Consider the following 16,177-nt stretch of genomic DNA (forward strand, 5'->3'; position numbering starts at 1 on the left):
GGTCGCTGCTACCGCCGTTCGGCAATGTCGAACACTACCGGTCCATGCCGACCTCCCGCCAATGGTCGGTCGATACGTGTTACGTCATTCGTCTCCCCGGGGTGGCGCGCCCGTCGCACGGCCGTGCCCCGGTGGTGGGACGGTCGTGCCCCGCTCGTGCGAGGGTCGTGCCTGGCTCGTGATCGGGTCGCGGCCCGGCCGTCCCGCTCGTCCGCCCCGTGGACGCCCCTGACCATAAGGCCTCCGTCCCGGCTACCCTGACGGCGTGCGCTCTCCTCGGGAAGTCGTTCGGCACGCATCCTGAGGTGACGCAAAGCCGACAGCCGTCGCATCTGAGGGAGCCCTTTCATGGCCTCTGTGCCGCCGACCCCTTCCGCCGACAGCCGGACCCGTGTGTCCGCGCTCCGAGAGGCCCTGGCCACCCGAGTGGTGGTGGCCGACGGAGCCATGGGCACCATGCTCCAGGCCCAGGAGCCCACCCTCGAGGACTTCGAGAACCTCGAGGGCTGCAACGAGATCCTCAACATCACCCGGCCGGACATCGTCCGCTCCGTGCACGAGGAGTACTTCGCCGCGGGCGTGGACTGCGTCGAGACCAACACGTTCGGCGCAAACCACTCCGCCATGGCCGAGTACGACATCCCCGAACGGGTGTACGAGCTGTCCGAGGCGGGCGCCCGCATCGCCCGCGAGACGGCCGACGCCTTCGCCGCCCGTGACGGGCGCCAGCGCTGGGTGCTCGGGTCGATCGGCCCCGGCACCAAGCTGCCGACCCTCGGCCACATCGGCTTCACCACGCTGCGTGACGCCTACCAGCAGAACGCCGAGGGCCTCATCACCGGTGGGGCCGACGCGCTCGTCGTCGAGACCACCCAGGACCTGCTGCAGACCAAGGCCGCCGTCCTGGGCGCCCACCGTGCCCGGGAGCTGGCCGGCCTGGACGTGCCGCTGATCGTCTCCGTGACCGTCGAGACGACCGGCACGATGCTGCTCGGCTCGGAGATCGGCGCCGCCCTGACGGCACTGGAGCCGCTCGGCATCGACATGATCGGCATGAACTGCGCCACCGGGCCGGCCGAGATGAGCGAGCACCTGCGCTACCTGGCCCGCAACGCGCGCATCCCGCTGGCCTGTATGCCGAACGCGGGCCTGCCCGTGCTGGGCAAGGACGGGGCGTCCTACCCGCTGAGCGCCCGCGAGCTCGCCGACGCCCAGGAGAACTTCGTCCGCGACTACGGCCTGTCCCTGGTCGGCGGCTGCTGCGGCACCACCCCCGAGCACCTGCGCCAGGTCGTCGAACGCGTACGCGACCTGACGCCCGCCCCGCGCACCCCGCGCCCCGAGGCCGGCGCCGCCTCCCTCTACCAGAGCGTTCCCTTCCGCCAGGACACCTCCTACCTCGCCATCGGCGAGCGCACCAACGCCAACGGCTCCAAGAAGTTCCGCGACGCCATGCTCGCCGGCCGCTGGGACGACTGCGTCGAGATGGCCCGCGAGCAGATCCGCGAGGGCGCGCACCTGCTCGACCTGTGCGTGGACTACGTCGGCCGCGACGGCGTCGCCGACATGGAGGAACTCGCCGGCCGCTTCGCCACCGCCTCCACCCTGCCGATCGTCCTGGACTCCACCGAGGTCGACGTCATCCGGGCGGGCCTGGAGAAGCTCGGCGGCCGCGCGGTCATCAACTCCGTCAACTACGAGGACGGCGACGGCCCCGAGTCCCGCTTCGCGAAGGTGACCAAGCTGGCCCAGGAGCACGGCGCCGCGCTGATCGCGCTGACCATCGACGAGGAGGGCCAGGCCCGCACCCCCGAGAAGAAGGTCGAGATCGCCGAACGGCTCATCGACGACCTCACCGGGAACTGGGGCATCCGCGAGGAGGACATCCTCATCGACACCCTGACCTTCACCATCTGCACCGGTCAGGAGGAGTCCCGCGGCGACGGCGTCGCCACCATCGAGGCGATCCGCGAGCTCAAGCGCCGCCACCCCGACGTCCAGACCACCCTGGGCCTGTCGAACATCTCCTTCGGCCTCAACCCGGCCGCCCGCATCCTTCTCAACTCCGTCTTCCTCGACGAATGCGTCAAGGCGGGCCTGGACTCGGCGATCGTGCACGCCTCGAAGATCCTGCCCATCGCCCGCTTCACCGAGGAAGAGGTGCAGACGGCCCTGGACCTCATCCACGACCGCCGCGCCGAGGGATACGACCCGCTCCAGAAGCTCATGCAGCTCTTCGAGGGCGCCACGGCGAAGTCCCTGAAGGCGGGCAAGGCCGAGGAACTGGCCGCGCTGCCCCTTGAGGAGCGCCTCAAGCGCCGCATCATCGACGGCGAGCGCAACGGCCTGGAGAGGGACCTGGACGAGGCCCTGCAGAGCCGCCCGGCGCTGGACATCGTCAACGAGACGCTCCTGGACGGCATGAAGGTCGTCGGCGAACTCTTCGGCTCCGGCCAGATGCAGTTGCCGTTCGTGCTCCAGTCCGCCGAGGTGATGAAGGCCGCCGTCGCCCACCTCGAACCGCACATGGAGAAGACCGACGACGACGGCAAGGGCACGATCGTGCTGGCCACCGTCCGCGGCGACGTCCACGACATCGGCAAGAACCTCGTCGACATCATCCTGTCCAACAACGGCTACAACGTCGTCAACCTCGGCATCAAGCAGCCCGTCTCCGCGATCCTGGACGCCGCCGCCGAGCACCGCGCCGACGTCATCGGCATGTCCGGCCTCCTGGTCAAGTCCACCGTGATCATGAAGGAGAACCTGGAGGAGCTCAACCAGCGCGGCCTCGCGGCGAACTACCCCGTCATCCTCGGCGGGGCCGCCCTGACCAGGGCCTACGTCGAGCAGGACCTGCACGGGATCTACGAGGGCGAGGTCCGCTACGCCCGCGACGCCTTCGAGGGCCTGCGCCTCATGGACGCCCTCATCGGCGTCAAGCGGGGCGTGCCCGGCGCGAAGCTGCCCGAGTTGAAGCAGCGCCGGGTCCGCGCGAGCGCCGCCGCCGTCGAGGTCGAGGAACGCCCGGAGGAGGGCCATGTCCGCTCCGACGTGGCCATCGACAACCCCGTCCCCAAGGCGCCGTTCGACGGCACCCGCGTCATCAAGGGCATCCAGCTCAAGGAGTACGCCTCCTGGCTCGACGAGGGCGCCCTGTTCAAGGGCCAGTGGGGCCTGAAGCAGGCCCGCGCCGGCGACGGACCCACCTACGAGGAACTCGTCGAGACCGAGGGCCGGCCCCGGCTGCGCGGCCTCCTGGACAGGCTCCAGACCGACAACCTCCTCGAAGCCGCCGTCGTCTACGGCTACTTCCCCTGCGTGTCCAAGGACGACGACCTGATCATCCTGGACGAACAGGGCAACGAACGCACCCGCTTCACCTTCCCCCGCCAGCGCCGCGGCCGCCGCCTGTGCCTGGCGGACTTCTTCCGCCCGGAGGAGTCGGGCGAGACGGACGTCGTCGGCCTTCAGGTCGTCACCGTCGGCTCCCGCATCGGCGAGGAGACCGCCAAGCTCTTCGAGTCGAACTCCTACCGCGACTACCTCGAACTGCACGGCCTGTCCGTGCAGTTGGCGGAGGCCCTCGCCGAGTACTGGCACGCGCGCGTGCGTTCCGAACTCGGCTTCGCCGGCGAGGACCCGGCCGACATCGAGGACATGTTCGCCCTGAAGTACCGCGGCGCCCGCTTCTCCCTCGGCTACGGCGCCTGCCCCGACCTGGAGGACCGCGCCAAGATCGCCGAACTGCTGCGGCCCGAGCGGATCGGCGTCCACCTGTCCGAGGAGTTCCAGCTCCACCCCGAGCAGTCCACGGACGCCATCGTGATCCACCACCCCGAGGCGAAGTACTTCAACGCACGGTGACCCCAGGCGTGCCACCGAGCACACTGATCGGATAAGTCGTACACTGGTCGGTCCACTGCAGGCCGGTTCCCCAGCGGGAACCGGCCTGCTCGTCCCTCAAGGAGGTACGTGGATGACCAGCACGGTTCCCGCGCCAGTAACCCGCACGGCCGAGGGCTCAGCCCTGCAGGCCGTGCTGCTCGACATGGACGGCACTCTGGTGGACACCGAGGGCTTCTGGTGGGACGTCGAGGTCGAGATCTTCGCCGGACTCGGCCACATCCTCGACGACTCCTGGCGCCATGTGGTGGTCGGCGGCCCGATGAGCCGCAGTGCCGGGTTCCTGATCGAGGTGACCGGGGCCGACATCACCCTCGCCGACCTGACCGTCCTGCTCAACGAGGGGTTCGAGGACCGCATCACCCGGGCCCTGCCCCTGATGCCGGGAGCCGCCCGGCTGCTCGCCGAACTGGCCGAGCACGAGGTCCCCACGGCCCTCGTCTCCGCCTCCCACCGGCGCATCATCGACCGGGTCCTCAGCTCGCTCGGCGCCGACAACTTCCGGCTGAGCGTCGCCGGCGACGAGGTCCCGCGCACCAAGCCGTACCCCGACCCCTATCTGTTCGCCGCCGCCGGCCTCGGCGTGGACCCGACCAGATGCGCCGTCGTCGAGGACACCGCGACCGGCGTCGCCTCGGCGGAGGCGGCGGGCTGTCACGTCGTCGCGGTGCCCTCCGTGGCCCCCATCGCACCGTCCGCGCGCCGCACCGTCGTGCCCTCCCTGGAACAGGTCGACCTGCCTTTTCTACGTGGCCTGATGCCGCTCCGATGATCGCCACCACGATCATTGGAGAGCGACCGGCAACACAAATGCGAGAGAGCGTTCACCCAGCGTGCACCGCCGATAACAAGGAATTCGGCGGGTGTGCGCGCGGGGAAATTCGGATCTTCGTCGACGCCTTCTGGACGGCCGAATTCCGCCCCACTCGAACCCTTTTGAGCATGTGACGTTCCCCACCCGACCGAGGGTCGACAGATGACTCTCCGTGTGCTGTACGCCCTCGTCGGAGGGGCCCCGGCGCGTCTTTGTGTCCCGATTGGTGATTCGCTGTACGAATCCTTCCGCTGACGGTTGTTCAGTGCGTCCACAGCCGGTTTCACAGCGTGATGGGCTTTCAACTCCGGTGGCCGCGAACCGTCGTGCTGGTGCGGACTAATCTCGTCGCGAGAACATCGCCGTAACCCCGTGATCCGCCGCGACACCCCTGCATGCCGGATACACGGACCGACAGCTCTGGAGAAACTCGAGCATGAACCGCAAGACTTTGGTGCTGCCGGCCGTGGTCGGTCTGCTCGCGCCCGTTCTCGCCGCCTGCGGCGGGTCCGACAGCGGCAGCGGCAGCGGCGACGCCATCGTCGTCGGCACCACCGACCGGTTCACCGCCACCAAGGACGCCCCGGCGCCGCTCGACCCGGCGTACTCCTACGACGTCGGCACCTGGAACATCCTGCGCCAGACCGTGCAGACCCTGATGATCCAGCCCAAGGGCGAGGGCGAACCCGTCCCGGAGGCGGCCGAAAGCTGCAGCTTCACCGACAGCGGCAACGAGCGCTACGCCTGCAAGCTGCGCAGCGGCCTGAAGTTCGCCAACGGCGACGCCATCACCGCCAAGGACGTCAAGTTCTCCATCGAACGCGCCCGCACCATCAAGGCCGACTCCGGCGTCTTCGCCCTGCTGTCCACCATCGACACCATCGAAACGCAGGGCGACAACGAAGTCATCTTCCACCTCAAGACCGCCGACGCCACCTTCCCCTTCAAGCTGTCGACCCCGGTCGCCGGCATCGTCAACCCCGACGACTACGACAAGGGCAAGCTGCGCGACGGCTTCGCGGTCGACGGCTCCGGCCCCTACACCCTCAAGGCCGAGACCGACGGCGACGAGATGACCAAGGCCGTGTTCACGAAGAACCCCAACTACAAGGGGACGCTCGACGTGAACAACGACGAGGTCGACATGGTCTCCTACAAGGACGCCGACGCCATGGGCACCGCCCTCCAAAAGGGCGACATCGACCTCATGACGCGCACCATGTCGCCGGAGCAGATCAAGAAGCTCTCCGAGGGCTCCGCCAGCGGCGACATCGACATGGTCGAACTCAACGGCCTCGAGATCCGCTACCTCGCCTTCAACACCACCGCCCCCACGGTCAAGTCCAAGGCCGTGCGCCAGGCGATGGCCCAGGTCATCAACCGCGCCGAGCTGGTCTCCAAGGTGTACGGCTCCCAGGCCGAGCCGCTCTACTCGCTCGTCCCGGCCACCCTGACCGGCCACTCCAACTCGTTCTTCAACGCCTACGGCGACCCGAGCGTCTCCAAGGCCAAGACCCTGCTGAGCGAGGCGGACGTCACCACCCCGGTGAAGCTGACGCTGAACTACACGACCGACCACTACGGCCCGGCCACCAAGCAGGAGTTCGAGACGCTGCAGAAGCAGCTCAACGACAGCGGCCTGTTCGACGTCACCATCCAGGGCACCGCCTGGGACTCGTTCGTCCCGGCCGAGCGCAAGGGCGAGTACGCCGTCTGGGGCATGGGCTGGTTCCCCGACTTCCCCGACGCCGACAACTTCGTCGCCCCGTTCCTCGACAAGGACAACTTCCTCAAGTCCCCGTACGCCAACAGCGACATCATCAACAACCTGATCCCGGCCTCCCGCCGCGAGGCCGACCGCCTCAGCGCCGCGGCAAGCCTGAAGGAGATCCAGGACACCGTCGCCAAGGACGTACCGATCCTCCCGCTGTGGCAGGGCAAGCAGTACGTCGCCGCCAACAACGACGTCACGGGCACGGCCTACGCGCTGAACTCCTCCGCCACCCTCCAGCTGTGGGAGCTCGGCCGAGGCACCAGCAACTGACGCGGGCCCCTGACGGTCCGGGGCCCGGGACGGCGGCCCCGCTGTGACGAGAACCGACGACAAAGGCACTACGTGAACATGCGCAACCCGTGGCCGGTCCTGCCCATCGTGGCGGGGCTGGCCTCCGGCCTGTTGACCGGCTGCGGCACCCAGAGCGGGGGCTCCGGAGGCGACGCCTCCGCCGTGGTCCTGGGGATGTCCGACGACGTCCTCGCCACCGACCCCGCCTCCGGCTACGACCCCGGCTCCTGGCTGTTGTTCAACAACGTCTTCCAGTCGCTGCTGAGCTTCCCCAAGGGCGGTACCGAACCCGAACCGGACGCGGCCAAGGAGTGCTCCTTCAGCGACACCAAGACCCAGGTCTACACGTGCACCCTGAAGGACGGCCTGAAGTTCAGCAACGGCGACGCGCTCACCTCCGAGGACGTCAAGTTCTCCTTCGACCGGATGCTGAAGATCAACGACGACGCCGGCCCGGCGATCATGTTCCCCATGCTGGACACGGTCGAGACGCCCGACGCCAAGACCGTCGTGTTCACACTGAAGGTCCCCGACGCCACTTTCCCCAGCAAGATCGCCTCAGGCGCCGGCTCCATCGTCGACCACAAGGAATACGACGCGGACAGCCTGCGCAAGGACGGCGGCGCCGTCGGCTCCGGCCCCTACAAACTGGACTCGTTCGGCGACGACGAAGCCGTCTTCTCCGTCAACGAGAACTACCGCGGCACCGCCGACGACGCCCAGAACACCGGCGTCACCCTGAAGTTCTTCAGCGGCGACCAGAAGGCCCTCAAAAAGGCCCTGCTCGCCGGCGACGTCGACATCGCCTACCGCGGCCTCACCGCCGCCGACATCTCCGACATCGAGCAGAGCACCGACAACGCCGGTGCCGAGGTCGTCGAGGGCAGCAGCGCCGAGGTCCAGCACCTCGTCTTCAACACGGCCGACCCCGTCGCCGGAAAGCTCGGCGTCCGCCGCGCCATCGCCCACCTGATCGACCGCGAAGCCCTCATCAGGGACGTCTACCAGGGCACCGCCGACCCCCTCTACTCGATCGTCCCGGCCGGCATCACGGGCCACAACACCGCCTTCTTCGACCGCTACGGCGCCCGCCCCTCCCCGGCCAAGGCCGCCGCCGCACTCGCCGACGAGGGCATCACCGACAAGGTGAAACTCACCCTCTGGTCCACCCCGTCCCGCTACGGCCCCGCCACCGACCAGGAGCTCAAGGCCATCGCCGCCCAGCTCAACGCCAGCGGCCTGTTCGACGCCGACGTCAAGTCCGTCGCCTACGACCAGTACGAGAAGGACATCGCCGCCGGCAAGTACGGCGTCTACGTCAAGGGCTGGGTCCCCGACTACCCCGACGCCGACAACTTCACCTCGCCCTTCTTCGGCAAGGGCAATGTGCTCGGCAACAACTACACCAACGAAGCCATCACCGGCACCCTCATCCCGCGCACCGCCGCCCAGAGCGACCGCACCGCCACCGGCACCGACTTCGCCGACATCCAGAACCTCGTCGCCGAACAACTGCCCGTCCTGCCCATCTGGCAGGCCAAGCAGTACGCCGTCGTCGGCGACCACGTCTACGGCCTCGAGAACTGCCTCGACGCCTCGACCGTGTTCCGCTTCTGGGAACTCAGCAAGGGCTGACAGGCGCTCAGCAAGGGCTGACAGCCCAACGCGACAGGGCGCCCCTCCTGCCCGGAGCGGCGCCCTGCGTTCGAACCCGCGGCCTCCTACTGCGCGCCGGGACGCACCAGACCACTCTCGTACGCGTACACCGCGGCCTGCACCCGGTCGCGCAGCCCCAGCTTCGTCAGCACATGACCCACATGCGTCTTCACCGTCGTCTCACTGACGAACAGATCGGCGGCGATCTCCGCGTTCGACAGCCCCCGCGCCACCAGCTTCAGCACCTCCACCTCACGGTCGGTGAGCGTGTGCAGCGTGTCCGGCACCGGCTCCTCGCCCGACGGCAGATGCGTGGCGTACTTGTCCAGCAGCCGACGCGTGATACTCGGCGCCAGCATCGCCTCACCGGCCGCCACCACCCGGATCGCCTGCACCAGCTCGTTGGCGGGCGCGTCCTTCAGCAGAAACCCGCTCGCCCCGGCCCGCAGCGCCTCCACCACGTACTCGTCGAGATCGAACGTGGTCAGCACCAGCACCTTCGCCGGACCGTCCCGCCCCGGCCCGGTGATCTGCCGGGTCGCCTCCACCCCGTCCATCCGCGGCATCCGGATGTCCATCAGCACCACATCGGGCTGCAACGCCCGCACCTGGTCGAGAGCCTGCAGGCCGTCTCCGGCCTCGCCGACGACCGCGATGTCCTGCTCGGCCTCCAGAATCATCCGGAAGCCCGTGCGCAGCAGCGGCTGGTCATCGACCAGTAGGACGCGGATGGCCACGTAAGTCTCCTTCTCTAGCCCGGCCCCATTCTGCCCTGCGCCCCTGACTCGGACTCTGCCGCCCTCACCGGCAGCGTCACCGGCAGCGGATACGGCGGGGGAGTGCCACCGAACTCCGGACAGTGCGCCTGGTGATCGCACCAGCCGCACAACTTCGTCGGCCGCGGCCGCCACTCACCCGTCTGCGTCGCCAGCCGGATCGCCTCCCACAGCGCGAGCAACTTGCGCTCGACCCGCTCCAGATCGGCCAGGACGGGATCGTAGGTCAGCACATCCCCACTGCCGAGATACACCAGTTGCAGCCGCCGCGGAATCACGTTCTTCAGCCGCCACACCACCAGGGCGTAGAACTTCATCTGGAACAGCGCACCGTCGGCGTACTCCGCGCGCGGCGCCTTGCCCGTCTTGTAGTCGACGATCCGCACCTCACCCGTCGCCGCCACATCGACCCGGTCGATGATCCCGCGCAACCGCAGCCCCGACTCCAGCTCCGCCTCGACGAACAGCTCCCGCTCGGCCGGCTCCAACCGCGTCGGATCCTCCAGCGTGAACCAGCGCTCGACCAGCCCCTCCGCCTCCGCCAGCCAGCCCGCCAGCCGCTCACCCTCCGGATCGTCGGCGAACAGCTCCCCGACCTCCGGCCGCGTCTCCCGCAGCCGGTCCCACTGGCCCGGAATCAGCGACTTGGCCCGCGGCGCGGTCCGCTGCGCCGCCGGAGCGTCGAACAACCGCTCAAGCACCGCATGCACCAACGTCCCCTTCGTCGCCGCCGGGCTCGGCTTCTCTGGAAGCCGGTCGATCACCCGGAACCGGTACAACAGCGGACACTGCATGAAATCACCGGCCCGCGAGGGCGACAGCGAGGCAGGCGCTCTCGCGACGACCGCAGCCCCCGCCTCGGGCGCAGCAGCCCCCGCCTCGGGCACGGCCGCCCCCGCCGACTCCGCCACCACATCGCCGTCACCCGCCGGGACGACGCCCTCGCCGCTGCTCTCCATGCCCCAGACCATACGGCCCACCACTGACAGTCACCCAGCCCGCGCACCCACCACACCCCCAACAGCGGCGACGAGCGGGGAAACACGGGGGGTGCCGGGGCGGAACGCGTCCCGACCGCCGCATACCATCGGTCCCAGACCCTCCCGCCCATCACAAGCGGGAGACGCTTCGATCGAGGGGAAACCGTGGTGGAAAGCGGCGGGAGCAGGCGGCCGCGGCCGGACAACGAACAGTCGGCCGAGCACCCCGCCACACCTGCGTCTCCGGCCACCGACCTCGCCCAGACCCCGGCCGCACCGCAGCCCGCGGCCACGGCGAAGCCGAGCGAGCCCGCCGCCGACGGCGCGGACACCCCACAAGGACCCCCTCCCTCCGACGCCGAAAGCGGCAACGGCGGCACCGATGACACCAGCGGCACAGGTGACACCAGCGGCACAAGTGACACCAGCGGCACCGGTGGCACCGGCGGCACGGGTGAGAACAGAAACCCGGCCGAAGGCGAAACCGAAGCCCAGACCGGACGGCCGACGCCCCCGACCCTCCCCAAAGGCCCCCCACCCCCACGCCCCCCGGAGCAGCCCCGCGGCGGCCTCCTCATGGGCCGCCCCTTCGGCGTCCCCGTCTACGTCGCCCCCAGCTGGTTCCTCGTAGCCGCCCTCATCACCTGGGTCTTCGGCGGCCAGCTCGACCGTGTCCTGCCCGAACTCGGCGCCGCCCGCTACCTCGTCTCCCTCTTCTTCGCCGTCGCCTTCTACGCCTCCGTGCTCATCCACGAACTCGCCCACACCGTCGCCGCGCTCCGCTTCAAACTCCCCGTCCGCCGCATCCAGCTCCAGTTCTTCGGCGGCGTCTCCGAGATCGAGAAGGAAGCCGAGACCCCCGGCCGCGAGTTCTGGCTGGCCTTCGTCGGCCCGCTCCTGTCCCTCGTCCTGTCCGGCCTCTTCTACCTCGCCATGCAGCCCGTCGAGCCCGGCACCGTCCCCGGCGTCCTCCTGGCCGGCCTGATGATCTCCAACCTCATCGTGGCGATCTTCAACCTGCTGCCCGGCCTCCCCCTCGACGGCGGCCGCATGCTCCGCGCCGTCGTCTGGAAGATCACCGGCAAGCCCATGAGCGGCACCATCGCCGCCGCCTGGGTCGGCCGCGCCCTCGCCGTCTCCGTCCTCATCGGCCTGCCACTGCTCACCCAGTCCGGCGCGCTCGGCTCCAGCGCCGAGGACAGCGTCGGCATGGACACCGTCACCGACGCCCTCCTCGCCGCCATCCTCGCCGCGATCATCTGGACCGGCGCCGGCAACAGCCTGCGCATGGCCCGCCTGCGCGAACACCTCCCCGAACTGCGCGCCCGCACCCTCACCCGCCGCGCCGTCCCCGTCGAAACCAACACCCCCCTCTCCGAAGCCCTCCGCCGCGCCAACGACGCCGGCGCCCGCGCCCTCGTCGTCGTCGACGCCCACGGCGAACCCCTCTCCCTCGTCCGCGAGGCCGCCATCGTCGGCGTACCCGAACACCGCCGCCCCTGGGTCGCCGTCAGCGGCCTCGCCCAGGACCTCACCGACGGCATGCGCGTCTCCGCCGAACTCGCCGGCGAAGACCTCCTCGACGTCCTGCGCGCCACCCCCGCCACCGAATACCTCGTCGTCGAGGAGACCGGCGAGATCTTCGGCGTCCTGTCCGCCGCCGACGTCGAGCGCGCCTTCGTCAAAGCCATGGCCAGACCGTCCTGACCGGACCCCCACCGTGGTCGGCGGCCCCGGCAAACCCCGGTAGGCTGTTCACATGTCCGAACCGACCGGTGCCGCCCGCAGGCGCGGGCCCTTCAAGGTCGGGGACCAGGTTCAGCTGACCGACCCCAAGGGCCGCCACTACACGTTCACGCTCGAAGCCGGGAAGAACTTCCACACCCACAAGGGTTCCTTCCCGCACGACGAACTGATCGGCTCACCCGAGGGCAGCGTTGTCCGCACCACCGGGAACGTCGCCTACCTCGCGCTGCGCCCCCTGCTCCCCGACTACGTCCTGTCCATGCCCCGCGGCGCCGCCGTGGTCTACCCCAAGGACGCGGGGCAGATCCTCGCCTTCGCCGACATCTTCCCCGGCGCGCGCGTCGTCGAAGCCGGCGTCGGCTCCGGCTCGCTCAGCAGCTTCCTGCTGCGCGCCATCGGCGACCAGGGCATGCTGCACAGCTACGAGCGCCGCGAGGACTTCGCCGAGATCGCCCAGCAGAACGTCGAGCGGTACTTCGGCGGCCCCCACCCCGCCTGGCAGCTCACCGTCGGTGACCTCCAGGACAACCTGAGCGACACCGACGTCGACCGCGTCATCCTCGACATGCTCGCCCCCTGGGAATGCCTCGAAGCCGTCTCCAAGGCACTCGTCCCCGGCGGCATCGTCTGCTGCTACGTCGCCACCACCACCCAGCTCGCGCGGACCGTCGAGTCCATCCGCGAGATCGGCTGCTTCAACGAGCCGAGCGCCTGGGAGTCGATGATCCGCAACTGGCACATCGAAGGCCTCGCCGTCCGCCCCGACCACCGCATGATCGGCCACACCGGCTTCCTCCTCACCGCCCGCCGCCTCGCCGACGGCGTCGAGCCCCCCATGCGCCGCCGCCGCCCCGCCAAGGGCGCCTACGGCGAGGACTACGCCGGCCCCAACGCCGACGGAGGCACCGGCCGCTGACCCGGCCCCCGCACCACACCCAACGACAAGGTGCCGTGACCGAGTTCCCGCACCACACCCGGAACTCGACCACGGCGCCTTCCCGTTGACACCCACCCGCCTCACCCCACCCCACGTCCGAAATCCCGCACCCCGCCGTTCCCCCGCCCTGTGACGTGTGGCACGATGCTGGCCAATCCCCCACCCCCACCGGCACAGCCATCGCAGGAGACACTCCTAGTGCAGCACTCCGCCGTCCCGGAACTGGCACACACCCACACCCGGCCCATCCACTGGGTCGCGACCGCCACCGCCCTCGCCGGCGTCATCGCGCTCTCCTCACTCCTGCAACCCAAACCCGCGACCGCCGCCCAGGCCGCCCCCGACGCCAGACCCGCCACCACCGCGGCCCCCGCCACCACCGGCGTCGACTTCCCCCTCGAATGCGGCCCCGTACAAGCCCTCGTGGTCAAGAAAGCCACCGGCGACCTCGACGGCGACGGCATCCCCGAAACCGTCGCCGTCGTCCACTGCGACGCCGCCATGGGCACCCCGCCCGACGGCGTCTACGTCCTCACCCACAGCGCCGACCCCACCCACGCGCGCGTGGTCGCCACCCTCGTCGACCCCAAGGACCGCACCACCGTCACCAGCATCGCCATCACCGACGGAGCCGTCCTCGCCACCCTCCTCGGCTACTCCACGCTCGACGTACCCAGTTGCTGCCCCGACCTGAAGGACAGCGCCAAGTGGCAGTGGAAGGACAACACGTTCATCCGCTCGACACCCGCCGGCGCCCACAGCGTCTGAAACCGGCCACCGGCCCTGTGAGAAATCAGACAGGCATCACCCAACGCACCCGGGCGCTCACTCCGCGTCCGGGCCGTAGACCTCGACCCTGTCCGAAACTCGCCGCACATGAATACAGTCACCCGGACACTCCCGCGCCGAGTCCACCACGTCCGTCAACAGCGGCAACGGCACCGGCGCCGCCGCCCCCTTGGCCTGCAAAAGCTCCTCGTCCGCGCCCTTGACGTACGCCAGACCATCGATGTCCAGCTCGAACACCTCAGGCGCATACTGAGCGCAGATCCCGTCACCGGTACAGAGATCCTGATCGATCCAGACCTCCAGTACCTCGCCGCCGACACCGGCCTCCTGCTGCACGCCCATGACTCCTGCCGTTTACTGTCGAGCCGCAAGGGAACGATGCAGGCTCTGACGGGTGTTGAACACTTCGACCCTACCCTCGGCCGCTTTCCAATCATGTTCGGTGGGTATTCCCCTGGCGTGAGGGAGAGCGCAAGGGTGAAGATCGGACACACCCCGACAGTCTTTGTGATCTAGGGGTTTCAATCGACACCCACCCAGGTAGGGTCTGGAAGCGTCCAGCTCCCCTTGGAGGAGGTGAGGACCGTGGCAGCCCACGACGACGACATGAACCGCGGCATCCGCCCGGGACGAGGGTCCGACGACCCGTCCGGGCAGATTGCCTACCTTGAGCAGGAGATCGCCGTCCTGCGACGCAAGCTCGCCGACTCTCCGCGACACACGAGGATTCTCGAAGAGCGGATCGTCGAGCTACAGACCAACCTGGCCGGCGTGTCCGCCCAGAACGAGCGACTCGCGAGCACACTCCGTGAGGCCCGCGATCAGATCGTGGCCCTCAAGGAAGAAGTCGACCGGCTCGCCCAGCCGCCCGCCGGCTTCGGCGTCTTCCTCACGGCGAACGAGGACGGCACGGCCGACATCTTCACCGGAGGCCGCAAACTCCGCGTGAACGTCAGCCCCAGCGTCGAGCTCGACGAGCTCCGACGCGGCCAGGAAGTCATGCTCAACGAAGCGCTCAACGTGGTCGAAGCCATGGAGTACGAGCGCGTCGGGGACATCGTCACCCTCAAGGAGATCCTCGAGGACGGCGAACGAGCCCTGGTGCTCGGGCACACCGACGAGGAACGGGTGGTCAGGCTCGCCGAGCCGCTGCTGGACGTCACCATCCGCCCCGGCGACGCCCTCCTGCTCGAACCCCGCTCCGGCTACGTCTACGAGATCGTCCCCAAGAGCGAGGTCGAAGAACTCGTCCTCGAAGAGGTCCCCGACATCGGCTACGAGCAGATCGGCGGCCTCGGCGGACAGATCGAGATGATCAGGGACGCCGTCGAGCTCCCCTACCTCTACCCCGACCTCTTCAAAGAGCACGAGCTGCGCCCACCCAAGGGCGTCCTGCTCTACGGCCCACCCGGATGCGGCAAGACACTCATCGCCAAGGCAGTCGCGAACTCGCTGGCCAAAAAGGTCGCCGAAGTCACCGGACAGGCCACCGGCAAGAGCTTCTTCCTCAACATCAAGGGCCCCGAGCTCCTCAACAAGTACGTCGGCGAAACCGAACGCCAGATCCGCCTCGTCTTCCAGCGCGCCAGGGAAAAAGCCTCCGAGGGCACCCCCGTCATCGTCTTCTTCGACGAAATGGAATCCCTCTTCCGCACCCGCGGCTCCGGCGTCAGCTCGGACGTGGAGAACACCATCGTCCCGCAGCTCCTCGCCGAGATCGACGGCGTCGAAGGCCTGCAGAACGTGGTCGTCATCGGCGCCTCCAACCGCGAGGACATGATCGACCCCGCCATCCTGCGCCCCGGCCGCCTCGACGTGAAGATCAAGATCGAGCGCCCGGACGCCGAAGCCGCCAAGGACATCTTCCAGAAGTACCTCACCGAACGCCTCCCCCTGCACTCCGAGGACGTCGGCGAACACGGCGGCGACAAGACCACCACCGTCCAGAGCATGATCCAGACGGCAGTGGAACACATGTACGCCGAATCCGAGGAAAACCGCTTCCTGGAAGTCACCTACGCCAACGGCGACAAGGAAGTCCTCTACTTCAAGGACTTCAACTCCGGCGCAATGATCGAAAACATCGTCGGCCGCGCCAAGAAGATGGCCATCAAGGACTTCCTCGACCACAACCAGAAGGGCCTGCGCGTCTCCCACCTCCTCCAGGCATGCGTGGACGAGTTCAAGGAGAACGAGGACCTCCCCAACACCACCAACCCCGACGACTGGGCCCGCATCTCCGGAAAGAAGGGCGAACGGATCGTCTACATCCGCACCCTCATCACCGGAAAGCAAGGCGCAGACACCGGACGCTCCATCGACACGGTGGCAAACACCGGGCAGTACCTGTAAAAACAGGGCGGCTGCGGGTGCCCACCACGGGTACCCGCAGCCGACTGTTTTTCAGGCCACGGCTGGAGCAAGGCAATGACGCAAATGATCTCCCCACCAGCGCAGAGGCGTTCTAGGCTCTCCCTACCGACGAGTCGCGCAGTGCGGGGACGGGCA

At 68.8% G+C, this 16,177-nt stretch carries 11 protein-coding genes; 8 read left to right on the forward strand and 3 right to left on the reverse strand.

What is annotated here, in order from left to right; translation table 11 throughout:
* Nucleotides 1-348: 348 nt before the first annotated feature.
* The 4 genes from metH to ACZ5SK_RS15950 all read left to right on the forward strand — a co-directional run bounded on the left by metH (nucleotide 349) and on the right by ACZ5SK_RS15950 (nucleotide 8,420).
* Complete coding sequence (metH, locus tag ACZ5SK_RS15935; protein WP_334583369.1) at nucleotides 349-3,867, forward strand: methionine synthase; 3,519 nt, start codon at nucleotides 349-351, stop codon at nucleotides 3,865-3,867.
* Nucleotides 3,868-3,979: 112 nt separating this feature from the next.
* On the forward strand, nucleotides 3,980-4,678 hold the full coding sequence (locus ACZ5SK_RS15940) for an HAD family hydrolase (RefSeq protein WP_334583368.1): 699 nt from the start codon (nucleotides 3,980-3,982) through the stop codon (nucleotides 4,676-4,678).
* A 478-nt stretch (nucleotides 4,679-5,156) separates the two neighbouring features.
* The gene (locus ACZ5SK_RS15945) at nucleotides 5,157-6,764 is read left to right on the forward strand and encodes an ABC transporter substrate-binding protein (protein ID WP_334583367.1); all 1,608 of its coding nucleotides are present in this window, start codon (nucleotides 5,157-5,159) and stop codon (nucleotides 6,762-6,764) included.
* Between the two features lie 72 nt (nucleotides 6,765-6,836).
* The gene (locus ACZ5SK_RS15950) at nucleotides 6,837-8,420 is read left to right on the forward strand and encodes an ABC transporter substrate-binding protein (RefSeq protein WP_361701723.1); all 1,584 of its coding nucleotides are present in this window, start codon (nucleotides 6,837-6,839) and stop codon (nucleotides 8,418-8,420) included.
* 86 nt (nucleotides 8,421-8,506) lie between these two features.
* Here ACZ5SK_RS15950 and ACZ5SK_RS15955 read toward each other — a convergent pair whose 3' ends face one another.
* Together ACZ5SK_RS15955 and ACZ5SK_RS15960 are read right to left on the reverse strand one after the other, a co-directional pair.
* A complete protein-coding gene (locus tag ACZ5SK_RS15955; RefSeq protein ID WP_014671700.1) occupies nucleotides 8,507-9,178 on the reverse strand; it encodes a response regulator in 672 nt (223 codons plus the stop codon).
* A 14-nt stretch (nucleotides 9,179-9,192) separates the two neighbouring features.
* Entirely contained in the window at nucleotides 9,193-10,176 is a 984-nt protein-coding gene (locus tag ACZ5SK_RS15960; protein WP_334583365.1) for a RecB family exonuclease, read from the reverse strand.
* Between the two features lie 186 nt (nucleotides 10,177-10,362).
* Here ACZ5SK_RS15960 and ACZ5SK_RS15965 point away from each other — a divergent pair, with 186 nt between their 5' ends.
* The 3 genes from ACZ5SK_RS15965 to ACZ5SK_RS15975 all read left to right on the forward strand — a co-directional run bounded on the left by ACZ5SK_RS15965 (nucleotide 10,363) and on the right by ACZ5SK_RS15975 (nucleotide 13,648).
* A complete protein-coding gene (locus tag ACZ5SK_RS15965; RefSeq protein ID WP_457493923.1) occupies nucleotides 10,363-11,904 on the forward strand; it encodes a site-2 protease family protein in 1,542 nt (513 codons plus the stop codon).
* Nucleotides 11,905-11,956: 52 nt separating this feature from the next.
* Nucleotides 11,957-12,859, forward strand: coding sequence for a tRNA (adenine-N1)-methyltransferase (locus tag ACZ5SK_RS15970; RefSeq protein WP_334583363.1), 903 nt, complete (start codon nucleotides 11,957-11,959; stop codon nucleotides 12,857-12,859).
* A gap of 219 nt (nucleotides 12,860-13,078) precedes the next feature.
* Nucleotides 13,079-13,648: a hypothetical protein gene (locus ACZ5SK_RS15975; RefSeq protein WP_361701720.1), complete on the forward strand. Its 570-nt coding sequence runs from the start codon at nucleotides 13,079-13,081 to the stop codon at nucleotides 13,646-13,648.
* A 57-nt stretch (nucleotides 13,649-13,705) separates the two neighbouring features.
* On the opposite strand, the gene ACZ5SK_RS15980 is transcribed toward ACZ5SK_RS15975, so the two are convergent.
* On the reverse strand, nucleotides 13,706-14,011 hold the full coding sequence (locus tag ACZ5SK_RS15980) for a ferredoxin (RefSeq protein WP_079663366.1): 306 nt from the start codon (nucleotides 14,009-14,011) through the stop codon (nucleotides 13,706-13,708).
* Nucleotides 14,012-14,254: 243 nt separating this feature from the next.
* Here ACZ5SK_RS15980 and arc point away from each other — a divergent pair, with 243 nt between their 5' ends.
* Nucleotides 14,255-16,021: a proteasome ATPase gene (gene arc / locus ACZ5SK_RS15985; protein WP_079663368.1), complete on the forward strand. Its 1,767-nt coding sequence runs from the start codon at nucleotides 14,255-14,257 to the stop codon at nucleotides 16,019-16,021.
* Nucleotides 16,022-16,177 lie beyond the last annotated feature (156 nt).

This window comes from Streptomyces sp. NPDC031474, from assembly GCF_055581185.1.